We start from the raw sequence: 24,142 nt of genomic DNA on the forward strand, positions 1-24,142 counted from the left end.
GAGGATGCTGACGATCAGTCCTCGGTGGCGGCCTTGAAGTCGTCTGCGGAGTTGACCTGGACGCGCTTCTTGATCACGGTGAGGATCTTCGTGCGGGCCTCGTCCACCGGCACACCATTGAGTTGGCTACCGTCACGGAAGCGGAAGCTCACGGCGTTGTTGTTCATGTCCTCCTCGCCGACGATGAGGATGAACGGCACCTTGGACTTGGAGGCGTTGCGAATCTTCTTGCCGAAGCGGTCGTCGGAGGAATCGATCTCGCAGCGGACCATCTCGTCCTCGAGGGACTTGATGAACTCCTCGAGGTGCGGGGCGAACTCATCGGCCACCGGCACGCCGAGCACCTGGACCGGAGCAAGCCATGCAGGGAACGCACCGGCGTAGTGCTCGAGCAGCACGGCGAAGAAGCGCTCGATGGAGCCGAACAGGGCACGGTGAATCATCACCGGGCGCTGGTGGGTGCCATCCTTCGCGATGTACTCGAGCTGGAAGCGCTCGGGCAGGTTGAAGTCGAGCTGGATGGTCGAGACCTGCCAGGTACGGCCGATGGCGTCGCGGGCCTGCACGGAGATCTTCGGGCCGTAGAAGGCGGCGCCGCCCGGATCGGCCACGAGATGCAGACCGGACTCCTTGGCGACCTCGGCAAGCGTGTTGGTCGCCTCCTCCCAGATCTCATCGGAGCCCACGTACTTGTTCGGGTCCTTGGTGGACAGCTCGAGGTAGAAGTCACTCAGGCCGAAGTCCTTGAGCACCTTCAGCACGAAGGTGAGCAGGTTGGTCAGCTCGCCCTTCATCTGCTCGCGGGTGCAGTAGATGTGGGAATCATCCTGCGTAAGGCCTCGCACGCGGGTCAGGCCGTGGACCTCGCCGGACTTCTCGTAGCGGTACACGGTGCCGAACTCGAAGAGACGCAGCGGCAGCTCGCGGTAGGAGCGCTGGCGGGACTTGAAAATAAGGTTGTGCATCGGGCAGTTCATCGGCTTGAGGTAATAGTCGAAGCCGGGCTTGGTCACGTTGCCTTCGTCGTCGTATTCCTCATCGAGATGCATGGGCGGATACATGCCGTCCTTGTACCAGTGCAGGTGGCCGGAAGTCTCGTACAGGCCGCCCTTGGTGATGTGCGGGGTCTGTACGAAGCTGTAGTGATACTTGCGGTGCATCTCGCGGGAGTAGTCCTCCATCGCGTTGATCACTGCGGCGCCCTTCGGGTGGAAGACGGCCAGACCCGGGCCTATCTCCTCCGGGAATGAGAACAGGTCCATTTCGGCGCCGAGCTTGCGGTGGTCGCGCTTGGCAGCCTCCTCAAGACGTGTCTGATAGGCCTTGAGGTCCTCCTTGGTGGCCCATGCGGTGCCGTAGATACGCTGCATGGTGGGGTTCTTCTCGCTGCCGCGCCAGTAGGCGGCGGCGGAGCGCTCGATCTTGAAGGCCTTGATGAAGTGCGTGTTCGGCAGGTGCGGTCCGCGGCACAGGTCCTTCCACACCACGTTGCCGTCTCGGTCGATGTTGTCGTAGAAACTGAGCTCCTTGTCGGAGATCTCAGTGGCGGTGGACGGGTCGAGGTGTGCTTCCTTATCCTGAATCAGCTCGATCTTGAACGGCTGGTCGGCCTCCTCGGCCAGCGCCTCCTCCTCGGTGACCGTGCGACGGCGGAAGGACTGCGCGGACTTGATGATCCGCTGCATGTGCTTCTCGATGTTCTTGAGGTCATCGGGGGTGAATGGCTGGTCGACTTGGAAGTCGTAGTAGAAGCCGTCCTTGATGATCGGGCCTACGCCGAGCTTCGCGTTCGGGAACAGCTCCTGAACAGCCTGGGCCATGACGTGCGTGGCGGAATGGCGCATGATGCCCAGACCGTCCTCGCTGTCGAGTGCGACGGATTCGACCTTGTCGCCGTCGGACAGCGGCGTGTACAGGTCACGCAGTTCACCATTGAGGCGCACTGCGATGATGTTCTTGTCATCAGAGAACAGCTCGACACCGGTTGCGGTTGCTTCCACCTCCTTTGCTTCGCCGTTGACTGTTATGGAGATGGTAGCTTGCGCCATGATTTGTCCTTTACTATCGGGGTCCGCGGTACTAATGTGCAGGCCTGGACTGGTTAATCAACAGTGGACACGATAGGTTGGGCGTACGACAATGACGCCGCGACGGTTTCGGCGTCTGCGAGATGCATCCGGTGATGGGGTGATGGAATGAAAAAGGCCTCGATGTAATATCGAGGCCTTATGCAATGGAGCGGACAACGGGACTCGAACCCGCGGTCTCAACCTTGGCAAGGTTGCGCTTTACCAACTAAGCTATGTCCGCAGAGGAATCCGCCGTGAGAAGCGGTTTCCAGTGGGCGATGTAGGAATCGAACCTACGACCCCTTCGGTGTGAACGAAGTGCGCTAGCCGCTGCGCCAATCGCCCGAACAATTCGGTATTCAGTTATATATGACGAATCACTTCGCCTTGAGTGGGCGATACAAGATTCGAACTTGTGACCCCTTCCGTGTCAGGGAAGTGCGCTACCTCTGCGCCAACCGCCCGGGTCTTTGGTCAACACATTGGAATAATCCAATGCCTGAGAGGTGGGTACGAGAGTCGAACTCGTCTATACGGCTTTGCAGGCCGCTGCCTAACCGCTTGGCTAACCCACCGTAAGGTCTGTCAACTCATCGGACCTAGAGCGGACAACGGGACTCGAACCCGCGGTCTCAACCTTGGCAAGGTTGCGCTTTACCAACTAAGCTATGTCCGCGATGCTCTCCGCAGTGGTTTCCCCTGCCGAAGCACGAGTGATTACTATACCCACATGCATCGCATTCGTCCAGCCACGGCGTGTCGTCTCTTTCGCGGTACGCTCGCTTATGGCTGAAGCGCACATGTTGTCAGGCTTGTACACGTTACCCTGAAGGTATGAGTGAAGAAGCGCATATGACGGGGCCTGTGCTGATCGCGGCGTTCGAAGGATGGAATGACGCGTGCCAGGCTGCCACGAATGTCATTCGGCATCTTGTCGGCCGATACGAATCACGCGAAGTCCGCCATATCAACTGCGATGGCTATTACGACTATCAGGTGTCGCGTCCGATGATGTGCCACGCTGCGGGTTATGCGAATCTCATATGGCCCCAGACCACGTTCTATGACATCGCTCTGGATGACGTCCGTCATATCTATGCGCAGATCGCGCCGGAGCCTAACTACCGGTGGCGGCAGTATTGCAGTGAGAGTCTTGCCATTGCCGAGGAGCTCGATGTCAATCAGATCATCACGTTGGGGTCGATGTTTTCCGATTGTCCGCATACCAGGCCATTGCCGCTCTCGGTCAGTGATGGGGCTTGCCAATGCGAGGGTGATCGCGAATACAACGGTCCGGTGGGCATCCCCACCGTACTGGATGCGTCTGCTGCCGATCAGGGATTTGCGCATGCTTCGATGTGGGTCTCAATCCCCCAATATCTGGGCAGTGACGAATGCGCCGCAGGGACCATGCGTCTGCTGCGAGCATTGGGCGAGCGTATCGGTTTCTCGTTCGATACCGGTGATTTGCAGGCCAAAGCAGATCATTGGAAGGCCCAGGCGTCGGTGCTGGTCAGGTGCAACGATCAGCTGGGTGACTATGTCAGTCATTTGGAACGTGAATACGATCTCAAATGCAAGGCCGACGATGAGGCCTCGCCGGGAGCGCCTCAGGCAGAACAATTGGTCAAGGAAGCCGAGGACTTCCTCAGGCACATCGGCGATTAGCCGGACGGTGAAGGCCTGTGAGGGCTCGGACATTCGAGGCGTCGGACAATCATAAAGGGCTGTGAGGCTGTCGGCGGTATCAAGGCGGTACCCGTAGCCTGAGCGGTACCCCCAGCCTGAGGCGCGTTGCGTCGTGCATACAGTTGTTTTTTCTGTAAAAAACAAAGGTGTTGCATCTGTATGGACAGTTGCAACACCCTGTGTTCAGGACTGTTCTGATGTGTTACCCGGCATTCCTCACGGGACACAGCGGAACGGCACCGGTTACGCCGCAGCCGCGACCGAGGGGTCGATGGCGGGCAATACGCCGAGCAGCAGCAGAATCGCCACCACGACGGCAAGGCCGATGCGGTAGATCGCAAATGCCTTGTATGAGAAGGTCGATACGAACTTCAGGAAGCCGATGATGACGATGTATCCAAGGACAAAGCAGACGATGGCCGCTACGATGGTCGGCCCCCAGCCGGGGAACAATGCATCGGACTTGTAGTTCTTGAACGCCTTCACCGCCTCAAGCAGACCGGAGCCGAATACCGCGGGGATGGCCATAAGGAAGCTCAGGCGCACCGCGGCCTCACGCTCATAGCCGAGTGCACGACCGACGGTGATGGTACCGCCGGAACGGGAGACGCCGGGAATCAGCGCCAAAGACTGGCCGAGACCGAACAGGAACGCGTCCCGGTAGGTCATATCGGCCATCGTCTTGGACTGGCGTGCGCGCGCATCCACAATCCACAGCAGGATGCCGAAGAGGAACAGCACGGTGACCGTGATCCACAGGTTGCGCAGCGTGGTCTCGATGATGTTCTGCAGTGTGAAACCGAGGATGACGATCGGGATGGAGCCGACAATCACATTCCAGCCCATGGTGGCGTAGTAGTCGCCCTTGCCCATGCGGGATTTGAAATCTTTGCCGTTTCGCCCGAACAGGCAGGCGAACCAATGGGTCAGGATATTGATGATGTCATGGCGGAAATACAGGATGACGGCAAGCTCGGTGCCGATCTGGATGATTGCGGTGAACGCGGCACCGGGGTCGGAGCCAAGCATCAGGTCACCGAAGATGCGGATATGAGCGCTGGAGGAGACCGGGAGATATTCGGTCAGCGCCTGAATGATGCCAAGAACTATGGCTTGGAAGAAATTCATAACCCCTCTTGTTTCCTTATCTAGTTATGACGTTGAACACACTACCTAATGGGGTGTAGAACACCGCTAAGAATAAGAAATGTTGACATACATGGCTTCTACAATGGGACTCGACACAGCATGAGGAAGGGAACCGCGATGGCAACGTATCGTAAAAGCAGGCTTTTCGCCCCGCAAGGATTCTTCGAGTGCGAAGGGCGAGGCCTTGAATGGCTGGGCGCCGCCCGTCCGCAGGGAGGCCCCCGTGTGGTTCAGGTATATGGTTGGGGCAAGGACTACCTCGACATCGAGCGGGTGAGTAGCTCCTCCCCCACGGCGAAGGCCGCCTATGATTTCGGTGTGGCTTTGGCTCATATGCATGATGCCGGAGCTCGGTATTTCGGTTCCGCCCCTGATGGTTACGAAGGCACCTGCTATTTCGGGCCGCTGCAGGATCCGGTGAAAATGGATACTGGCACGTGGGGTGATCCGATCAGCTATTTCGCCGACGGTCGTCTTCGCCCGATGGTGGAGCTGGGCGTCAAGCGCGGTGAGCTTGACCATCGCGATGTGGAATTGACGGAGAAAGTCATTGAGGCCTTGCCGGATCTCATGGGCCGTGCCGCTGACGACAAGCCGGCGCGTGTTCACGGTGACCTGTGGAGCGGCAACGTGATGTGGACGGCCGATTCCGGCCATAGCGAGGCCGTGCTCATCGACCCTGCAGCACATGGCGGCCATCGTGAGGAGGACCTCGCCATGCTCCACCTGTTCGGCATGAGTTACCTTACGCAGATCATGGAAGGGTATCAGACCGCCCATCCGCTGAAGGCCGGCTGGCAGGAACGTCTGACGCTGTGGCAGCTCTACCCCATCGCCGGTCATTGTGTTTTCTTCGGTGGCGGCTATGTGAGCGAATACCGTTCCATGTGCCGTTCGCTGCTGGGCTGATCGTACAGACCTGAAAACGGAAAAGCCGCTCTCCCCTACTGCCGTAAGGGAAAGCGGCTTATTCCAACGCTTGCTCAGCTGAGTGCGTCCTTCAGCTTGGAGAAGAAGCCTTTCTTCTGGGTGCTGTTCTGCGGGCGTGATGCCTGGGATACATGTGAGGCGCCAGCATCATGGGATGCTGCGAACTGTTCGATGAGACTGCGCTCGTCGTCGCTGAGTTTGGTCGGAACCATGACGTTCACATGTGCGATGAGATCGCCGCGCTCTTCGTTGTTGCGGATATTCGTGACGCCCAATCCCTTGAGCGTCACGGTGTCCTCCGGCTGGCATCCGGCGGGGATGCTCACGGTCTGTTTGCCGTCGAACGTATCGATATCGAGGTCGTGGCCGAGAATCGCCCAACTCATAGGAACCTGAATCCAGCAATGGAGGTCGTCGCCGTCGCGCGTGAATTGTTTGTCCGCTCGGATTCGGATATCGATGTACAAGTCGCCTGCTGCGCCGCCGCCTTCTCCGACCTCGCCTTGATTGGCGAGACGCAGACGGGCGTTGTCGCTGATGCCGGCGGGGACGGTAACGCCGACATTGCGCGTGGAACGCACGCGTCCATGACCCATGCAGCTCGGGCATGGATTCTTGATGATGGTGCCATGTCCCTCGCAACGTTCGCACGGCGCGGATGTCATCATCTGACCGAGCATGGTGCGAACGACCTTCTGCATGAATCCTCGACCGTGGCAGTCCGGGCATGTGACCGGCTGGGCGCCTCCCTGGGCTCCTGAGCCGCCGCAATCCTGGCAGAGGGAGAACGTATTGATCTTCACATGGGCGGTGCCGCCGAACACTGCGGTCCTCAAATCGATGGAGGCGGATGCCAGCGCATCCCGCCCCGGCTGGGTGCGTGGCACCGGTCCCTGCGCTCCCCCGCCGAACGCCGAACCGAAGAACGTGGAGAACACGTCGTTCATGTCGCCGAATCCGCCGGAGAATCCGCCTGCGCCGGCGTTGGGGTCGTTGGGGTCCACGCCGGAATCATACATTCGTCGCTTATCGGGATTCGACAACACCTCATAGGCGTTGTTCACTTCTTTGAACTTGTCCTCGAACTCGGGCCCCGCGATATCCGGATGGTATTTGCGGCTTAGCTTGCGGTAGGCCTTCTTGATATCAGCATCGCTGGCATTGCGGTCGACGCCTAGGGTTTCGTAATAATCTGCCACTGATATGTTCCTTTTGTGTTCGAATGATCTGCGGGTTATTGTGCCACAGCCCTCGGTCAGTGCGAATGGTGCTGATCGGCTGCAGGCCGGTCTTGTATGCCGTTCTCGGAAATGAACGCCGTGAGGTATCGGGCGACTGCCTTGACGGCCGACATGGTGGCCAGATAATCCATGTGCGTCGGGCCGATCGATCCGACGAAGGCCACTGGCTCACCGGCGTCCGTGGAACTGGACGATGATTCCCCATCCTGTGCGTGGTCGGCCACAGCGTTGCTGTGGCCGTATCCGCTGCTGACCACCGAGGCATGCAGCAATCCAGGAGTATGGCTTTCGGAGCCGATGGCCACGCCGACGCCGGTGGCGTTGGTTTCTTCACTGAGGTTGCTCATCAGCTTCATCAGCACCACCTGCTCTTCAAGCGCGTCAAATAGCGGTGCGAGGTCGGACAGTGAACGCGAATGCGCCAGATGGGATGCGCCGGACATGTACAGCTCGTTCGCGCGTTCGTCCAATGCCATCGAGGCGAAGGCGTCCGCCAGTGCGCACGCCACTTCGTGCACCGTGGAGAATTCGGCTTCCTCAGCTATGGAGCGTACCTTCTCCGCCGCCGACGACAGCGACAGCCCACTGCATTGCTCGTTGACTGTCGAAGAAATCCGATTGATGTCGTCGACAGCCGGCATGGCGGACACGGCAAGGCCATGCTGCGCTACCTGACCCGTATCGGTAATGACCACGGCAAGCAGCGTCGTCATTGCGACCGGGACCATTTCCACATGCCGAAGCGTCGCCTTGGCGAGCGAAGGGGATGCCACTACGGCGACCTGACCTGTGATCTCCGACAGCAGCCGGGCGGCTCGTTGCAGCGCGTCCTTCAGGCTGACGGAGCCGGAGAGGAAACTGTTGATACCTCTTCGCTGCGCCTCGCTGAGAGGCACTACCGTGGCCAGTCGATCCACGAAATACCGGTACCCCTTTTCCGTGGGGACGCGGCCTGCGGAGGTATGGGGCTGGATGAGATACCCCTCATCTTCAAGCGCCGCCATGTCGTTCCTTATGGTGGCGGAGCTGACGCCGAGATCATGGTCCCTGGTCAATGAGGTGGACCCCACCGGTTCCTGGGAGCGAATGTAATCTTCGACCACGGCGCGCAGCACCAGCATGCGTCTAGATTGCGCCATGCGCGCCTCCTTATATATACGACAATTCACCGATTATTCATGTAGTGGTACGTCCCTACGTTGTCCATCGACCAAAGCAACGACACGCGGAGGGGGACTCCGGCACCTATCGGCGTGTCTTGCAAGCTATACGCCGCAATGGCAACGGCAAACGTGCCTGTACTTATTGTATTAGCACTCATGAGTTTCGAGTGCTAACGCGTTCGTCGGTAGCGAAGCGATGTGAATTGTGAACGCTAACAGCACACAAACTACCAAAACACGCCAAATATGCACCACAAACGTCGTCTTGCGACGCTAGCATGGAAAACGCAATGTGAGGGCGTCATGCGCCCGGCACAAGCCGGATACGCGGCCCGACCAATTGGAAGGAAAGTAAATCCATGACCGAATTCAAGGAGACCGAGCTCGACGAGCGTGCCATCAAGATGGCAAAGGTCCTTTCGGCTGACGCGGTTGAGAAGGCTGGTTCCGGCCACCCCGGTTCCCCCATCTCCCTGGCGCCTGTTGCCTACACCCTGTACCAGCACTTCATCAAGCATGATCCCAACGATCCCAACTGGGAAGGCCGCGATCGCTTCATTCTTTCCGGTGGCCACGCCTCCCTCACCCAGTACGTCCAGCTGTACTTCTCCGGCTACGGTGTGACCCTGGACGACCTCAAGCACTTCCGCGGCGGCGCCGACACCCGCACCCCGGGCCACCCTGAGTACGGCCTGACCCCGGGCATCGAAATGACCACCGGCCCGCTGGGCCAGGGCTTCGCCTCCGCCATCGGCTTCGCCTACGGCGAGCGTTTCCAGCGCGGCCTGCTCGACCCGGAGACCCCGAAGGAAGACTCCCCGTTCTACCACAAGATCTGGGCCATCTGCGGCGAGGGTGACATCGAGGAAGGCATCTCCGGCGAGGCCGCCGCTCTGGCCGCCAACCAGAAGCTCGGCAACCTGACCGTGATCTTCGACGCCAACCGCATCCAGATCGAAGGCGACACCAACCTGGTGCTGGCCGAGGACGTGCTCAAGCGCTTCCAGGCCTATGGCTGGTACACCGACGAATTCAGCTTCATCCAGCCCGATGGCTCCTACAAGGAGGACATCGAAGGCCTGGCCGACGTGATCGCCAAGGCCGAGGCCGCCGCTCCGGACCAGCCGAAGCTCATCAAGGTCCACTCCCTGATCGCATGGCCGACCCCGGGCAAGACCAACGATCCGTCCTCCCACGGCTCCAAGCTGGGCGCCGAGGCCGTCGCCGGCCTCAAGAAGATCCTCGGCTACGACCCGGAGGAATCCTTCCACGTCGACGAGGAAGCTCTCGCCCACGCCCGCAAGGTCGCCGAGCGCGGCCTCGAGGCCCACAAGGAATGGGACGAGAAGTTCGACGCTTGGCGCAAGGCCTACCCGGACAAGGCCGCCCTGTACGACCGCATCAAGGCCGGCAAGCTGCCTGAGGACTTCGACAAGGCCATCGACGATCTCGAGGCCACCTTCGAGGTCGGCAAGGGTGTCGCCACCCGTGGCGCCTCTGGTTCCGTGCTCAACGCCATCGCCGCTGTCATGCCTGAGCTCTGGGGCGGCTCCGCCGACCTCGGTGGCTCCAACAAGACCGATCTCAAGGGCGCCGCCACCTTCGCTCCGGCCGAGTGCGCCACCGTTCAGTGGCCGAACTGCAACGAGTTCGGTCGCCAGCTGCACTTCGGCGTGCGCGAGTTCACCATGGGCTGCATCACCAACGGCATCCTGCTGGGCTCCCACACCCGTCCGTTCGGCGGCACCTTCTTCATGTTCTCCGACTACGAGCGCTCCGCCGTCCGTCTGGCCGCACTCATGGAGATCCCGAACCTGTACGTGTGGACCCACGACTCCGTGGCCGTGGGCGAAGACGGCCCGACCCACCAGCCGGTCGAGCACCTCGCCTCCTTCCGCGCCATCCCGCAGCTCGAGGTCATCCGTCCTGCCGATGCCTTCGAGACCGCTGAGGCCTACCGTTACTTCTTCGAGAAGAAGAACACGCTGCCGGGCGCCATGGTGCTGACCCGTCAGGGTGTGCCGACCCTCGCCGAGACCGCCGCCAAGGCCAAGGAAGGCGTCAAGAAGGGCGCTTACGTGCTCGTCGACACCGAAGGCACCCCGGACGTCATCCTCATGGCTTCCGGCTCCGAGGTCCAGTGGGCCGTCTCCGCCGCCAAGACCCTGGCTGAGAAGAACATCAAGGCCCGCGTGGTCTCCGTTCCTTCCATGGAATGGTTCGAGGAGCAGGACGCCGAGTACAAGGAGGCCGTGCTTCCGGCCGCCGTCAAGGCCCGTGTCTCCGTCGAGGCCGGCGTTGCGATGCCGTGGTACAAGTACCTCGGCTCCTACGGCAAGCCCGTCTCCATCGAGCAGTTCGGCCTGCAGGGCAACGGCGCACAGAACATGATCGACCTCGGCATCACCGCCGAGCACGTGGTCGAAGCCGCCGAGGCATCTCTGGCCGAAGTCGCCGCCGCCAAGTGATCATCTGATCATCACCAGATAATTCAACAAACTGTTGGCTTCCCTCGTTACGAGGGAAGCCTCAAACAAGGAGAAAAACAATATGACTGAAGCAACTCAGCGCACGTCCGACAACGGCGTTTCCATCTGGCTGGACGACCTGTCCCGCTCCCGCATCGAGTCCGGCTCCCTGCAGGACCTCATCGCCAACAAGAACGTTGTCGGTGTGACCACTAACCCGTCCATCTTCCAGAAGGCCCTGAGCCAGGTCGGCCCGTACGACGAGCAGCTCAAGGAGCTCGGCAAGGTCGACGTCGAGACCGCCGTGCGTGAGCTCACCACCACCGATGTGCGCAACGCCACCGACATCTTCCGCGAGATCGCCGAGGCCACCGACTTCGTCGACGGCCGTGTCTCCATCGAGGTCGACCCGCGTCTGGCCCACGAGACCGAAGCCACCGAGAAGCAGGCTGTTGAGCTCTGGGAGAAGGTCAACCGCCCGAACGCCATGATCAAGATCCCGGCGACCCTCGAAGGCCTGCCGGCCATCACCGCCACCCTGGCCAAGGGCATCTCCGTGAACGTCACCCTGATCTTCTCGCTGGAGCGCTACGAGCAGGTCATCGACGCCTACATCGAGGGCATCGCCCAGGCCGCTGCCAACGGCCACGACCTCAAGCACATCGGCTCCGTCGCTTCCTTCTTCGTCTCCCGCGTGGACACCGCCGTGGACAAGCTGCTGGAAGCCAACGGCTCCGACGAGGCCAAGGCCCTCGAGGGCAAGGCCGCCGTGGCCAACGCCCGTCTGGCCTACGAGCTGTTCGAGAAGAAGTTCGCCGAGGATCCGCGTTGGGCCGACCTGGCTGCCAAGGGCGCCAAGGTCCAGCGTCCGCTGTGGGCCTCCACCGGCACCAAGAACCCGGCTTACTCCGACTGCAAGTACGTGGACGAGCTGGTTGCCAAGCACATCGTCAACACCATGCCGGAGAAGACCCTGAACGCCCTGGCCGACCACGGCAACGGCGCTCCGTCCATCGAGGGCACCTACGAGGAGTCCCACGCCATCATCAACAAGCTGGCTGAGCTGGGCATCAACCTCAAGGATGTCACCGACAAGCTGGAGGCCGACGGTGTCGCCGCCTTCATCAAGTCCTGGGATTCCGTGCTCGCCGACGTGCAGTCCGGCATCGACCGTGTGAACGCCTGAGATTCCTTCAGTTGCGCATCGCGTGTCCATATATCGGCTGAATAGCTGAACCATTGAGGCTCCCGACCCCACGGTCGGGAGCCTCAATGCGTATGGTGGAGTGCGCACGAATCACAAACACGCGAGAAGAGGATGTCCGCCATGCAATCGAACGCACGCCAGTTGAATACACGCCGTCTGGATGTACGCCAGCGGTTGGCGATGACCTTCACATTCTTTTCGATGTTCTTCGGGGCTGGAAACCTGATTTTCCCGCCGTTCGTGGGCGCTCAGGCCGGTTCCGCCGCGGTGCCCGCGGCCATCGGGTTCATAGTCTCGGCAGTGGGCCTGCCGATTCTTGGCGTGATGGCGGTGACGTTCGCTGGAGGCTTCGACAAACTGGCCATCCGCGTCTCCCCCAGGTTCGCACTGTTCCTGGGAGTCGCCATCATCCTGACCATCGGCCCGTGCTTCGCCATCCCCCGCACAGCCACCACCTCATTCGAGATGATGGTCGCCCCGTTCACGCCGAACGGTTCCGTTTGGATTGCACGACTCATCTACTCGTTCGTGTTCTTCGCACTGGCGTTCGCCTTCGCCCAGCATCCCGAAAAGCTCTCCAAAGTACTGGGCCGTTTCATGGGCCCGCTGCTGCTCGTCCTTATCGCCGCCCTGTTCGTGTCCTGCCTGGTGCATGGCATCGGCACACCGGCCAAGCCGATGGGCGACTATGCGTCCAATCAGCTGGCTCGCGGCTTCCTCGACGGCTATCAGACCATGGATCTGCTGGCCGCCCTGTACTTCGGCATCGTGATCTCGGCGAACATCCGCGCGCAGCAGGTGGACGACGAGGTGCAGGTGCAACGCGAGACGGCGTTCGCGGGCCTCGGCACCGGCGTGCTGCTGGTGCTGATCTATGGCGCACTCGCCTATGTGGGCGTGGTCTCCGGTGCAATTGCCTCAATCGATCCCGCGACGGACACGGGCGCCACGGTGCTCACCAACCTCACGTCCTCGGTGTTCGGCGCGGGCGGCACGGTGTTCCTCGGTCTGGTGTTCGTCATCGCATGCCTGAATGTGTGCACTGGGCTGATTTGCACATGCGCCACCTATTTCCATGCGAAGTTCCCCACCGTCGCCGGCCGGAAGGTGAGCTACCGCACCTGGCAGGTGCTGTTCACCGTGTTCAGCTTCGTGGTGTCGAACGCCGGACTGAGCGCGATCATCAAGGTGTCCGTGCCAGTGCTCTCCGCCCTGTATCCGATGGCCATCGTGCTGGTGCTACTGGCCCTGACCCATCATGTGTTCGGTGAACGCTTCCCGCGCGTGTACTTCTGGACCGTTCTGCTGGTCGGCATTGTGGCGGTACTGGGCTGTATCGAATCGTTGGTGCAGGTGTTCGGCGGCTCGCTGCCGTGGCTCGCTGCAGTATTGGGACTGTTGCCGCTGCAGTCCTATCAGCTCGGCTGGCTGGTCCCGGCTGCTCTAGGTATTGCGATCGGCGTGATTGATTCGTTCGTCCGTGGTGCCGCCGACGGACGGGTTCACGGTCGGGCCTAACGTTCGGCAGTCAGGTTGGTGGAATGGTCGGGATTGTTGGTGAGATGAACGAAGGCACACCGCGGAGTATTCGGGTAAGGTACGTCACATATGCCGTTTCATATGACGCTGTCACGAGGGCGATCGTCGGAGCGGCTGACTGGAACGAACGAGCCGGATTCTGATGGGTCTGGTTCATACCAACAGTTCAAAGGAGACGAACGACTATGACCTATGCGAAGAACGCGCCGTTCCGTGCGGATGTGGTGGGCAGCTATCTACGTCCCGCCGAGCTCAAGGCCGCCCGCGCCGACTTCGAGGCGGGCCGCATCGACGCCGATGCGTTGAAGTCCGTGGAGGACAAGGCCATCGTGGATCTGGTGGCCAAGCAGAAGGCGGCGGGACTGCATGCGATCACGGATGGCGAGTTCCGTCGTGCCTATTGGCATCTTGATTTCATGTGGAATCTGCAGGGTGTCAAGCGCGGCACGGCTCCCATCCAGTTCAAGGGCTCCGATGGCACGGCCGTGGTCGAGGCGGCCGGAGTGGACGGCGAGATCAGCGGCGAACACCACCCATTCGTGGAGCATTACCGGTTCGTCAAGGCGCTCGAGGATGACAACACCCGCGCCAAGCAGACCGTCCCCTCCCCCGCGCAGACGCTGTTCGTGCTGCAGCAGGGCATCGCCGAGGACGCGAACAACCCGTACAAGGACAATGACGCTCTGGCCGAGGTGATTGCCAACGCCTACATCCAGGTGGCTCATGACCTGTACGAAGCGGGCTGCCGCACGCTGCAGTTCGATGACTGCACATGGGGCGCGTTCGTGTCCGAGGACTTCAAGGACACCGTGTTCGGCGTCGACGCCAAGACCGTGCAGCGCCAGTATGCGGCGGTGAACAACGCGGTGATCGCCGCAGTGCCGGACGACATGGTGGTCACCACGCATATCTGCCGCGGCAACTATCAGTCGCAGTGGTTCTCCGCCGGCGGATACGGCCAAGTGGCGGATGTGCTGTTCGGCGAGGAGAACGTGGCCGCCTACTATCTGGAGTTCGACGACGACCGTTCCGGTGACTTCGAACCCCTTGCCAAGGTCTCAGACGGCAAGCAGGTGGTGCTTGGCCTCATCACGTCGAAGAAGCCGGAGCTCGAGGACCCCGAGACCATCAAGGCCCGCATCGCCGAGGCGGCGCAGTATGTGCCGCTGGAGCGCCTGTGCCTGTCCACGCAGTGCGGGTTCGCCTCCACCGAGGAAGGCAACCATCTGACCGAAGACCAGCAGTGGGCCAAGATCGCTCTGGCCCGTTCCATAGCCGAAGAGGTGTGGGCGGATCGCTGACCGGTTGCGCATGAACGGTTTCATGCCTGCCAGTAGTAGCTGAAGAAGTCGGCGATCTTGTTGGTGGCGTCCTTGAGCACCTCGATACGAGGCAGATAGACGATGCGGAAATGATCGGGTTCGCCCCAGTTGAATCCACCGCCGCGGGTGATCAGGATACGCTCGTCGTGAAGCAGGTCGAGGGCGAACTGTTCGTCGTCGCGGATATTGAACTTCTTGACGTCGATCTTCGGGAAGATGTAGAACGCGGCCTTCGGTTTGACGGCGGTCAGACCGGGGATCGCGTTAATGGCGTTGTAGATGAATTCGCGTTGCTCATACAGTCGTCCCCCGGGCACGATGTAGTCATTGACGCTCTGGTGTCCGCCAAGTGCCGTCTGCACGATGGATTGTGCGGGAACATTGGAGCAGATGCGCATGTTGGCCAGCATATTGAGGCCTTCGATATAGTCCTTGGCGATGCGCTTGTTGCCGGACAGCACCATCCATCCGACGCGGTAGCCGGCGATCATATGGGACTTGGACAGGCCCGAGAACGTGACGCAGAACAGGTCCGGCGCAAGCGAGGCGATGGAGATGTGCTTCAGTCCGTCCATGACCAAGCGGTCGTAGATCTCATCGGAGAAGATCATCAGCTGATGCTCGCGCGCGATATCCACGATCTGCTGGAGCACTTCCTTCGGATACAGTGCGCCGGTGGGGTTGTTCGGATTGATGAGCACGATGGCAACCGTACGGTCGGTGATCTTGACGCGGATGTCGTCGATGTCCGGATACCATTCGGACTGCTCGTCGCATACGTAATGCACGGCGGTGCCGCCGGCAAGGTTCACGCAGGCGGTCCACAGCGGATAATCCGGGCTCGGGATGAGCACCTCGTCACCGTCATCCAACAGCGCGGACATGCACAGGTTGATGAGCTCGCTGACGCCGTTGCCGGTGTAGATGTCGTCGATGGTCACGTTCGGCAGGTTCTTGAGCTGCGCGTACTGCATGATGGCCTTGCGCGCAGAGAACAGGCCCTTGGACGGAGAGTAGCCTTCGGTGTCGGTCAGCTGATGCGCCATGTCGTAGACGACCTCGTCCGGTGTGCGGAAGCCGAACGGCGCGGGGTTGCCGATGTTCAATTTGAGGATGTGGGTGCCGTCCGCCTCCATGCGTGCCGCCTCGTCCACCACAGGTCCGCGCACATCGTAGAGCACGTTGTCAAGCTTGTGGGATTTGCCGAATGTGCGTCGACGGCCGGCCGGAATCTCGGATTCCGACGGAGTTGCAGGATTGGATGGCATGGGCGTGGCCGAGTCGCTATGGCTGTCTGCATCTGAAGCGGCCGTCACCGGTTGCGCCGATCCAACGATGTCGGGCGTGCTGGATGCGCCGCGCAGCCAGTTGACGTCCACGTCTAGTTCATTGGCCAGAAACTCCAGTACGTCCTCACGGGGCATGGTCTTTCCCGCCACATACTGGCTGATGTGGCTTTTGCCCATTTTCACGGCTTGGCGCTCCGCGGCATGAACCAGGTCGATCTGTTTCAATCCCCTACTGGTCATCGCATTGCGAAGACGCTCTGCAAACACCGATACGCTCATCATGCCTCCAAACCTGAGTTCAATTTATATTGAACAACGGTTCAAAGCATACGCCCGGTTCAAAATAAGTTCAATTCCTAGTGTGTTCCATTGAACATACGGGAATCGCGGTATGTCTTGCTACTCACTTCGATGGCAACAGGGAACTGATTTCGCCACGTGACGGGCATGTGGCAGGCCCCCGGCGTGTCACCGAAACCGCTGCGGCCACATTGGCGACACGGACGGCATCCACGAGTGAAGCGCCTCGGATCAGTTCAGCGCTCATCACGCCTACGTGACAGTCGCCGGCGCCATTCGTATCGACGGCATGTACGTGATGAGAAGGCACCAGTTCCGCCGGCTCGCCTGGTGCGGCGCATAGCCAGGCGCCGGATGCGCCTGACCGCAGGATCACCGGGGCCAGGAGTCGCTTGCTGAGTGCCGCGCACGTATCCTTTGCCTCGTGCAGGGCATCGCCGGACAATCCCATGCGCCGAGCCAATGCCAATGACTCCTCATAGTTGCATGACCAGATCGGTCTATGGGCCACAATGGCATCCAAGAGTCGATCCTCCGAACCGGCCGCCACTGAGGATGGATCGAATACCGTGGTGAACCGATGCTCACGGTATCGCTGCAGGAAGGCCAGCAATCCGCGGGAAGTAGGGTGGGCGAACGTATATCCATTGATATGCACGATATCGTCGTCAGCGGGTTCAATCCCATCGAAGCAATGTACGTCGCCCTGTGTCTCGGCGCCTCGCACAGTGACGAAAGTGCGTTCGGCCCGTGCGTCGGTCATGGCGATGCAGATGCCGGAATCCCGGGTGCGATCTGTCAGACCGATATGCTCGATGCCGTCATCGGACAATGCATGTCGTATCTGATTGGCCCATGGTCCCGTACCGATGATGCCGCCATGCGCCGCACGCACGCCCATCTGCCGTACGGCATGGAGAATGTTGAAGCTTGACCCCACCTGTGCCACGGCTTTATCGGCGAAAGCGTCACCACCAGGTTCAGGCACCTTGTCGATGCGCATCGTTAAATCGACGAGCATCTGTCCCAGGCTGATGACCCGACCTTCACTGGACGATCCCGTCGTGGTGGCGCCCAAGGACTCGCCGTTGGCTTCGGTTTTCATGCTTGCAGCCTTTCATCCACATGCAACAAGGCGTCGGCCATTCCGGCGAGATCAAGTCCATTGACCTCCTGCACGGTATAGACCATTGATTCGGGGAATGCCTGCACGCCATGTGCGGCGCCGAGCATGGCACCGACCATGGCCGCGATGGTGTCGGTGTCGCCGCCGAGATTCGCGGCCACGCAGATGGCATCGAACGGACGTTCGGCATAGCGTGTGGCGATGGCGAACGCCGCAGGTACGGATTCGTTCGCCTCGACGCTGGTGCCGATGACCGCCCGCAGCTGATTGGCGAACATGTCATGGTCATATATGTCGCCGGCATGTTCTCCGGCATGCTCCTGCGCCCAATTGATGGCCCAGCGGGTGCGGGCGATCACCGAGGCCTTCGGTGTCCAATGGCCAATGATCCTTCCCTCGAAGCGGTTCATGGCCAGATAAGCAGTCACATAATTGCATGCCAACAGCATCGCCTCACGCGCCTCGGCACCGTCCAACGCATAGCTGACTGTCGCGGCGATGAGCATCGTGGATTCGATGCCCTGCTTGGTGTTATGCGTCACGACGGACGAGCGACGTGCGATTTCGGCCAGATGCGGGTTTGGACGATCGGCGATGCCGATGGGGCATGATCGCATGGCGCCGCCGTTCGTGGTCCCCGCGATGCCGGTCGTCGCAACATCCACGCCCGCCTTGAACAGTGCCAATGCGTTCTTGGTGGACGGTCCCAACAGGTCCAAGGAGCCTTTTGCCTTCATCGCCGACTCCCAATCGAGCAGGGACTGCGCATACCGATAGATGTCGAGCTCGCCGTGCCCGGCGATGAGCTGGTTTGCCAGCAGCAACGCCTGTTCCGTGTCGTCGGTGATGCTTCCAGCCGGCATGCTCGGTGCTATCGGCTGGTTCGGTGACGCATCCACGAACGTACGTATGGCCTTGACGCCATACTCGGCGCGGATTTGGTCGGGAGACATGCTTTGCGTGGGCATGCCCATCGCATCCCCGATGGCGAGACCAGCCAGCGCACCATAGGCGCGGCGCTGCAGCAGACTGTTATCCATGTTTCTTACTGTAGACGCGCCTCAATCCATTGGGCCACGCCATCGTCGTTATTCGACGGGCAGACTTCGTCCGCAATATCCAGCACCTTGGGATTGGCGTTCGCCACTGCCACTCCCCTGCCCGCGGCGCGCATCATGTTGATGTCGATAAGGTCGTCGCCGAAAGCCACCGTGTCCTCCGGCTCCACCCCCAGACGATCGCACAGGATGGTGAGTGCGTGCTCCTTGCTGGCCTGAGGGTTCATCAGCATCCACATCACGCCCTCGCTGATGGAGACGGTGAAATCGTCGGGAATCAATGTGCGCAGTGTATCCCACTGGCTCTTGTCCGGGAAAACGGTGATTTTGTCGGCTATTCCGACAGGAACATTGCCATTCGGCTCGACTTGGAAGTTCGTATAGCGGAATTCCTGGGTTTTCCAGTACTGACGGACATCGAAGTTGGTGTATCGCACATCGTTCATCACGATGCCGCATTGCAATCCAGGCATGTGCTCGAGCATCATGCGGCATACTTCGCAGGCCCGTTCGGACGGGAAGCCGATTTTGACCAGATCGGGATCGTCGTCCGCTGCGGGCGAGGTCAATGATGCGAAATCGGATTGTCCCGGTGCGAAATCAATCAGCGCACCATTCAGATACACCACAGCATCGGCCGGCAGCATCTGCGCAAACCTCAACCCTGTACTGACCGGACGGGCGGTGGCGATGGCGAACAGGTATCCGGCGTCATGGGCGCGGTTGATGGCTTCGATGCTGCGCTGAGTGATGGACCTGTCTTCAAATACTGCTGCGTCATGCAGCAGCGTGCCATCCAAATCGGCGACGAGCAGTTTGGGGTTGGTGGTCAGGGGTTCAGTCACAGCAGTCCTTTGCAGTGGTCGCGTACCAGTTCGGCGGAATGATGGAGCTTGGCATGCTCCTCGCCGGTCAGGTCGAGTTCGACGATCTCGTTGGCGCCATTCGCCCGCAGTTCGGTGGGCACGCCGAGAAACACGTCATGTTCACCGTATTCGCCGTCCAGCAATGTGGATACAGGCACGATGCGTCGTTCATCCCACAGAATGGTCTGTACGATGCCGGATACCGTGGAGGCGATGCCGTAATTGGTGCCATGCTTTGCCGCGACGATCTCATCACCCCGGGTTCGGGTCTTGTGTTCGATTTCCGCTGTGGACACCGAGGAGAATCGATCGTGATTGTCGGCGAGGAATCGGGCGAATGGCTTGCCGCCGAGGGATACTGTGGACCATGCGGTGAACTGGGAGTCGCCATGCTCGCCCATTACGAAACCGCCCACGTTACGCGGATCCAATCCGGTCTCCTCGCCGATGATGGTCTTGAGACGGGATGTGTCGAGGGCGGTGCCGGTACCGATCACTTGCGAACGCGGCAAACCGGAACGTTTCCATGCATACCATGCCATGACATCGACCGGATTGGAGACCATGACGATGACGCCGTTGAACCCGGACGCCATCACATGATCGACCACGTCTCCCACGAGACCGACCGTGAAGCCGAGTTCCGCCATTCGATTCGAGTTGGTCGGCGGCTTGCGCCCCACGGTGATCACGACTATGTCGGCATCCTTGCAATCGCCGTAGTCTCCGGCATGCACCTTGACATGACGGTCCTGGAACTCGCTGCCGTCGTCGAGGTCATGCGCCTCCGCCACCGCCTTTGCCGGGAAATGATCGATAAGCACCAGCTCATTGCACAGACCATGCGTGACTATCGCGTATGCGGCAGTGGATCCCACTTGACCGGTGCCGACGATAACGACTTTGTTGCGGTTCATCGTAACCATATTTGTCCTGTTCGTACTTGTGTTTATGCAACGTGGCTTATGAAATGGCGGTGCCGTATGGCTCAAGATATCGAAAACGAATGCGACCCATGATCGTATTCGATCATGGGTCGCATTATGTCTACACGATGTTCAGCCGATGTTGAACTTCGTCATCATGTCAAGGCCGATAATCAGAGCAACCCAGATCAGGGCGATGACAACGGTCCAACGATTCAGGTTCTTTTCAGCGACACCGGACGTGCCCGCGTTCTGCGTCAGACCACCGCCGAACATGTCGGACAGGCCGCCGCCCTTGCCCTTGTGCATAAGGATGAGCAGCGTCAGCAGGCAGCTGAGCAAGACGACAATGACTTCTAGCGTGATCTTAAGAGCGGTCACTAGGTACCTCCGGTTTGAACGAACTGAAGAACAGCATAGCGCATATGGAAGAAAAACGCGGCATCATGACCGGAAATTTGTGCTTTTCAACGTAAGGCGTGCGATTTTTGTCAATTCCTCGGCGTTGAGCGAAGCGCCACCGATCAGGAATCCGTCCACATCCGGCTGGGAGATAAGCTCTGCGGCGTTCTTCGAGGTGACGGAACCGCCATAGAGGATGCGCACGGTATCGGCGACATGCCCATCGAACGTGGATCTGAGATCGTCGCGAATGGCGTTGGCGGCCTCCTGCGCTGTCTGCGGTGTGGCCACCATTCCCGTGCCGATGGCCCACACCGGCTCATAGGCGACGATGAGCTTGGCGGCTTCGTCGGTGTTCAGGTCGCGGGTGACATCATGCACCTGCCCTACTGCGAAATCGAGCTCGATGCCCTGGCGGCGTTCTTCAAAGCTCTCGCCCACGCAGAGGATCGGCTGCATCCCCGCCGCGAGCACGGCGCGAACCTGATCGACGATGTTCGCATCATCCTCAGGATGATATTTGCGCCGTTCCGAATGACCGACGATGACGTAGGTGCAACCGAGACTGGCCAGCATATCCGCCGACACATCACCGGTGAACGCACCCTGATTGGTCACGGATACGGATTGCGCGCCATAGTTGATGCGCAGCTTGTCCGCTTCGACAAGCACCTGCACGCTGCGCAATGAGGTGAAGGAGGGGAACAGGGCGACCTCGCACCGTTTGAAGTCGAAATGCGCGTCGCGCAGCAGCCAGACCAGTTTCTGCACGAAATATGTGGCTTCCAGATGGTTGAAGTTCATCTTCCAATTGCCTGCCACCAACGGAATGCGCTTGGACGCCATGATTCCCCTTCTTATGCTGTGGAGCGTGGGCCCCTCATGCAGAGGGAGACCCACGAAGCGAAAAGGCGGCTGTCGCCGCCCCTTCGCCTGTAATCAGCCCTTCGGGCTGGTTGCTTTACGGCTCGACTACTCGAGTACCTTCAGACCCGGCAGCTCCTTGCCCTCAAGGAACTCGAGGGAAGCGCCACCACCTGTGGAGATGTGCGAGAAGCCATCCTCCGGGAAGCCGAGGTTGCGGACCGCGGAAGCGGAGTCGCCGCCGCCCACGATGGTGAAGGCGCCGGCTGCGGTCGCGTCGACCAGACCCTGGGCCACAGCCTTGGTGCCGGCTGCGAACTCCGGAATCTCGAACACGCCCATCGGGCCGTTCCACACGACGGTCTTGGAGTCGACGATCTTGTCGTGGAAGAGCTTCTGGGACTCCGGGCCGATGTCCAGGCCCATCTTGTCGGCCGGGATGGCGTCAGCGGCGACAACCTCCGGGGCGACCGGGGTATCGCCGGCCGGGAAGCCGGGGTTCACGACGATATCGGTCGGAAGGACCAGTTCGACGCCGTTCTTCTCAGCGGTTTCGATGTAGCCCTTGACCTTGTAGAGCTGATCCTCTTCGAGCAGGGAGGTGCCGACCTCGTAGCCCTTGGCCTTGAGGAAGGTGAACACCATACCGCCGCCGATGACCAGGCGGTTGGCCTTGTCAAGCAGGTTCTCGATCACGCCGAGCTTGTCGGAGACCTTGGAGCCGCCAAGCACCACGGTGAACGGACGCTCCGGGTTCTCGGTGGCCTTGGAGAGGGCCTTGACTTCCTTCTCGACCAGCAGGCCTGCGGCGGCCGGCAAATCGGCGGCCACGTCGTAGTCGGAGCCCTGGGCGCGGTGGACGACACCGAAGCCATCGGAGACGAAGACCTCGCCGAGTGCGGCGATCTTCTGGGCGTACGGGGCGCGCACGGCTGGATCCTTGCTGGTCTCCTCCGGGTTGAAGCGGACGTTCTCGAGCAGCACGACGTCGCCATCGTTCATGGCGGCGACCTTGGCCTGAGCGTCCTCGCCGTAGGTGTCCTTGGCCAGCGGCACAGTGATGCCAAGCAGCTCGCCGAGTCGCGCTGCGACCGGAGCCAGGCTCAGCTCGGGGACGACCTTGCCCTTCGGACGGCCGAGGTGGGCCATCAGGATGACCTTGGCGCCTTCTTCGCGCAAGGTCTTGATGGTCGGCAGGGCCGCCTTGATACGACCATCATCGGTGATCGTGGTGCCGTCCAGCGGAACATTGAAATCAGCACGCATCAGAACGCGCTTACCCTTGAGATCTCCAAGATCCTTGAGTGTCTTCATGAATATCCTTTCCTTGACGTTCGACGCCAAAGTGGCCAGTTTTGCCAATTCGCATAATACAGGCTTTTGAGAACAAAACACCGCATTGCCTCGCAGGGCGAATGCGGTGTGGTCAATTCACTGGCACAGTGGGCGGGAAGAGCTATTTTCCTTCCGCCGCACGCGCTTTCTCGGTTTTCTCGGCCAGCTGGAGCAGCCGGCGAATTCGGCCCGCGATGGCGTCCTTCGTGATCTGAGGCTCGGCGATCTTGCCGAGCTCTTCGAGGCTCTTGTCCACATGGTCGACACGCAGCTGGCCGGCTTGCCTCAGATTCTCGGGGATGTTGTCACCGAGTACTTCGAACGCGTGCTGCACTTTGATGCTGGCTTCTGCGGCGGCCTTGGCGCTGCGGCGCATATTGGCGTCGTCGAAATTCGCCAGGCGATTCGCCTTGCCCCTGGCCTCGCCATCGGATCGCTTCCCGGTCCATTCCCTCGCCGAGCGGGTGGCGCCCATCAGCTTGAGCATGCGCTCGATGGCATCGGGGTCCCTCAACGTAACGCGCTCGGAACTGCGCAGCGTGCGGTGCTTGGCCTGAATGCCCAGACGACGCGCCACGCCACACAATGCCATGGCCGCCTCTTCGGACGGGCATGCAATCTCTAGGAAACTCGCCTTGCCCGGTTCGGAAAGGAAGCCTCGGGCCAGGAACGCGCCACGCCAGGCGGCCTTGATCTGAGCGATGGAACCATTGACCACTTCGGCGGGAAGCCCCTGAACCTGCTGTTTGCGCCTATCGACGAGGCCGGTCTGCAACGCCAAGGCGACTACGTTGCGGGTGACAAACACCACGTAGGTCTTCATCGGGCCGTTCGGCGCCTGACGGGTCAGATGCTTGATTTCAGACTCGTGGCCGAACACGTTCTTCAACGTGTCTCGCAACCACTCGGCCGCCGCGAGCGAGGCGCATTCGAATTGGATTATGTATGAGTTCTTTATGCGGTGAAGTCCGCCGCCGAATCGAATCATGGCCGCCGCCTGGGCTTTGATTGCGGCTGGCGAATCGCCATCAAAAGCTGCCAACTCGCTTTTGACATCGTCCAGAAGAGCCAAGATCCAACCTCCTACAGTCTCGTTCTTCTCAATGCTTCTGCTGCATCGTGCCATCGCACGTCGACAACCATCGGGTTACCGTGATACCTAATCTCGTGGACATTTAAACCCGTTCGATATGGTTTTT

Annotated in this window: 19 protein-coding genes and 5 tRNA genes; 6 read left to right on the forward strand and 18 right to left on the reverse strand. The window is 60.4% G+C overall.

What is annotated here, in order from left to right; translation table 11 throughout:
- Positions 1-14: 14 nt before the first annotated feature.
- From thrS to BW09_RS02895, 6 genes are all read right to left on the reverse strand, one after another.
- On the reverse strand, positions 15-2,048 hold the full coding sequence (gene thrS, locus BW09_RS02870; protein WP_140462740.1) for a threonine--tRNA ligase: 2,034 nt from the start codon (positions 2,046-2,048) through the stop codon (positions 15-17).
- Between the two features lie 186 nt (positions 2,049-2,234).
- Positions 2,235-2,310, reverse strand: a tRNA-Gly gene (locus tag BW09_RS02875).
- A 31-nt stretch (positions 2,311-2,341) separates the two neighbouring features.
- Positions 2,342-2,414: transfer RNA gene (locus BW09_RS02880), tRNA-Val, on the reverse strand.
- A 47-nt stretch (positions 2,415-2,461) separates the two neighbouring features.
- Positions 2,462-2,533 (reverse strand) — tRNA-Val (locus BW09_RS02885).
- 40 nt (positions 2,534-2,573) lie between these two features.
- Positions 2,574-2,644: transfer RNA gene (locus BW09_RS02890), tRNA-Cys, on the reverse strand.
- Positions 2,645-2,672: 28 nt separating this feature from the next.
- Positions 2,673-2,745: transfer RNA gene (locus tag BW09_RS02895), tRNA-Gly, on the reverse strand.
- A 158-nt stretch (positions 2,746-2,903) separates the two neighbouring features.
- Between BW09_RS02895 and BW09_RS02900 the strand changes: the two genes are divergently transcribed.
- Positions 2,904-3,737 (forward strand): PAC2 family protein, encoded by an 834-nt coding sequence (locus BW09_RS02900; protein ID WP_044088214.1) that lies wholly within the window; start codon positions 2,904-2,906, stop codon positions 3,735-3,737.
- Positions 3,738-4,001: 264 nt separating this feature from the next.
- Here the strand turns inward: BW09_RS02900 and uppP are convergent, their stop codons facing one another.
- Positions 4,002-4,886, reverse strand: coding sequence for an undecaprenyl-diphosphatase UppP (gene uppP / locus BW09_RS02905; RefSeq protein WP_044088215.1), 885 nt, complete (start codon positions 4,884-4,886; stop codon positions 4,002-4,004).
- 138 nt (positions 4,887-5,024) lie between these two features.
- On the opposite strand from uppP, the gene BW09_RS02910 reads away from it, so the two are divergent.
- Positions 5,025-5,816: a fructosamine kinase family protein gene (locus tag BW09_RS02910; RefSeq protein WP_140462741.1), complete on the forward strand. Its 792-nt coding sequence runs from the start codon at positions 5,025-5,027 to the stop codon at positions 5,814-5,816.
- A 74-nt stretch (positions 5,817-5,890) separates the two neighbouring features.
- On the opposite strand, the gene dnaJ is transcribed toward BW09_RS02910, so the two are convergent.
- Positions 5,891-7,036, reverse strand: a complete 1,146-nt coding sequence (gene dnaJ / locus BW09_RS02915; RefSeq protein WP_044088217.1) for a molecular chaperone DnaJ — start codon at positions 7,034-7,036, stop codon at positions 5,891-5,893.
- Positions 7,037-7,092: 56 nt separating this feature from the next.
- On the reverse strand, positions 7,093-8,217 hold the full coding sequence (hrcA, locus tag BW09_RS02920; protein ID WP_140462742.1) for a heat-inducible transcriptional repressor HrcA: 1,125 nt from the start codon (positions 8,215-8,217) through the stop codon (positions 7,093-7,095).
- Between the two features lie 383 nt (positions 8,218-8,600).
- Between hrcA and tkt the strand changes: the two genes are divergently transcribed.
- The 4 genes from tkt to BW09_RS02940 all read left to right on the forward strand — a co-directional run bounded on the left by tkt (position 8,601) and on the right by BW09_RS02940 (position 14,756).
- Positions 8,601-10,709 carry a transketolase gene (gene tkt / locus BW09_RS02925; protein ID WP_044088220.1) on the forward strand — a complete coding sequence of 703 codons (2,109 nt, stop codon included), beginning with the start codon at positions 8,601-8,603 and terminating at the stop codon, positions 10,707-10,709.
- A gap of 82 nt (positions 10,710-10,791) precedes the next feature.
- Complete coding sequence (gene tal, locus BW09_RS02930) at positions 10,792-11,895, forward strand: transaldolase (RefSeq protein ID WP_044088221.1); 1,104 nt, start codon at positions 10,792-10,794, stop codon at positions 11,893-11,895.
- Between the two features lie 141 nt (positions 11,896-12,036).
- The gene (brnQ, locus tag BW09_RS02935) at positions 12,037-13,434 is read left to right on the forward strand and encodes a branched-chain amino acid transport system II carrier protein (RefSeq protein ID WP_081977821.1); all 1,398 of its coding nucleotides are present in this window, start codon (positions 12,037-12,039) and stop codon (positions 13,432-13,434) included.
- A gap of 206 nt (positions 13,435-13,640) precedes the next feature.
- On the forward strand, positions 13,641-14,756 hold the full coding sequence (locus BW09_RS02940; protein ID WP_140464693.1) for a 5-methyltetrahydropteroyltriglutamate--homocysteine S-methyltransferase: 1,116 nt from the start codon (positions 13,641-13,643) through the stop codon (positions 14,754-14,756).
- Between the two features lie 20 nt (positions 14,757-14,776).
- Here the strand turns inward: BW09_RS02940 and BW09_RS02945 are convergent, their stop codons facing one another.
- From BW09_RS02945 to whiA, 9 genes are all read right to left on the reverse strand, one after another.
- Entirely contained in the window at positions 14,777-16,345 is a 1,569-nt protein-coding gene (locus BW09_RS02945) for an aminotransferase class I/II-fold pyridoxal phosphate-dependent enzyme (protein WP_223847878.1), read from the reverse strand.
- A 124-nt stretch (positions 16,346-16,469) separates the two neighbouring features.
- Positions 16,470-17,471: a PfkB family carbohydrate kinase gene (locus BW09_RS02950; protein ID WP_140462743.1), complete on the reverse strand. Its 1,002-nt coding sequence runs from the start codon at positions 17,469-17,471 to the stop codon at positions 16,470-16,472.
- Entirely contained in the window at positions 17,468-18,532 is a 1,065-nt protein-coding gene (locus tag BW09_RS02955; RefSeq protein WP_140462744.1) for an ADP-ribosylglycohydrolase family protein, read from the reverse strand. Before BW09_RS02955 ends, BW09_RS02950 begins: the two co-directional genes overlap by 4 nt.
- A 5-nt stretch (positions 18,533-18,537) precedes the next feature.
- Positions 18,538-19,395 carry an HAD family hydrolase gene (locus BW09_RS02960; protein WP_140462745.1) on the reverse strand — a complete coding sequence of 286 codons (858 nt, stop codon included), beginning with the start codon at positions 19,393-19,395 and terminating at the stop codon, positions 18,538-18,540.
- On the reverse strand, positions 19,392-20,342 hold the full coding sequence (locus BW09_RS02965; RefSeq protein ID WP_044088229.1) for an L-lactate dehydrogenase: 951 nt from the start codon (positions 20,340-20,342) through the stop codon (positions 19,392-19,394). Before BW09_RS02965 ends, BW09_RS02960 begins: the two co-directional genes overlap by 4 nt.
- Positions 20,343-20,474: 132 nt before the next feature.
- On the reverse strand, positions 20,475-20,723 hold the full coding sequence (secG, locus tag BW09_RS02970; protein WP_044088232.1) for a preprotein translocase subunit SecG: 249 nt from the start codon (positions 20,721-20,723) through the stop codon (positions 20,475-20,477).
- Between the two features lie 63 nt (positions 20,724-20,786).
- Positions 20,787-21,590 carry a triose-phosphate isomerase gene (tpiA, locus tag BW09_RS02975; RefSeq protein ID WP_140462746.1) on the reverse strand — a complete coding sequence of 268 codons (804 nt, stop codon included), beginning with the start codon at positions 21,588-21,590 and terminating at the stop codon, positions 20,787-20,789.
- A gap of 126 nt (positions 21,591-21,716) precedes the next feature.
- The gene (locus BW09_RS02980) at positions 21,717-22,922 is read right to left on the reverse strand and encodes a phosphoglycerate kinase (protein WP_044088234.1); all 1,206 of its coding nucleotides are present in this window, start codon (positions 22,920-22,922) and stop codon (positions 21,717-21,719) included.
- Between the two features lie 142 nt (positions 22,923-23,064).
- On the reverse strand, positions 23,065-24,015 hold the full coding sequence (gene whiA / locus BW09_RS02985) for a DNA-binding protein WhiA (RefSeq protein ID WP_044088235.1): 951 nt from the start codon (positions 24,013-24,015) through the stop codon (positions 23,065-23,067).
- Positions 24,016-24,142: the final 127 nt, after the last annotated feature.

It is taken from the genome of Bifidobacterium sp. UTCIF-1, assembly GCF_006408915.1.
Taxonomy (GTDB): domain Bacteria; phylum Actinomycetota; class Actinomycetes; order Actinomycetales; family Bifidobacteriaceae; genus Bifidobacterium; species Bifidobacterium reuteri.

Coding starts and splice junctions, on each gene's coding strand:
- thrS (WP_140462740.1), bottom strand. CDS start 2,048: ATGGCGCAAGCTACCATCTCCATAACAGTCAACGGCGAAGCAAAGGAG.
- BW09_RS02900 (WP_044088214.1), top strand. CDS start 2,904: ATGAGTGAAGAAGCGCATATGACGGGGCCTGTGCTGATCGCGGCGTTC.
- uppP (WP_044088215.1), bottom strand. CDS start 4,886: ATGAATTTCTTCCAAGCCATAGTTCTTGGCATCATTCAGGCGCTGACC.
- BW09_RS02910 (WP_140462741.1), top strand. CDS start 5,025: ATGGCAACGTATCGTAAAAGCAGGCTTTTCGCCCCGCAAGGATTCTTC.
- hrcA (WP_140462742.1), bottom strand. CDS start 8,217: ATGGCGCAATCTAGACGCATGCTGGTGCTGCGCGCCGTGGTCGAAGAT.
- tkt (WP_044088220.1), top strand. CDS start 8,601: ATGACCGAATTCAAGGAGACCGAGCTCGACGAGCGTGCCATCAAGATG.
- tal (WP_044088221.1), top strand. CDS start 10,792: ATGACTGAAGCAACTCAGCGCACGTCCGACAACGGCGTTTCCATCTGG.
- brnQ (WP_081977821.1), top strand. CDS start 12,037: ATGCAATCGAACGCACGCCAGTTGAATACACGCCGTCTGGATGTACGC.
- BW09_RS02940 (WP_140464693.1), top strand. CDS start 13,641: ATGACCTATGCGAAGAACGCGCCGTTCCGTGCGGATGTGGTGGGCAGC.
- BW09_RS02945 (WP_223847878.1), bottom strand. CDS start 16,345: ATGAGCGTATCGGTGTTTGCAGAGCGTCTTCGCAATGCGATGACCAGT.
- BW09_RS02950 (WP_140462743.1), bottom strand. CDS start 17,471: ATGAAAACCGAAGCCAACGGCGAGTCCTTGGGCGCCACCACGACGGGA.
- BW09_RS02955 (WP_140462744.1), bottom strand. CDS start 18,532: ATGGATAACAGTCTGCTGCAGCGCCGCGCCTATGGTGCGCTGGCTGGT.
- BW09_RS02965 (WP_044088229.1), bottom strand. CDS start 20,342: ATGGTTACGATGAACCGCAACAAAGTCGTTATCGTCGGCACCGGTCAA.
- tpiA (WP_140462746.1), bottom strand. CDS start 21,590: ATGGCGTCCAAGCGCATTCCGTTGGTGGCAGGCAATTGGAAGATGAAC.
- BW09_RS02980 (WP_044088234.1), bottom strand. CDS start 22,922: ATGAAGACACTCAAGGATCTTGGAGATCTCAAGGGTAAGCGCGTTCTG.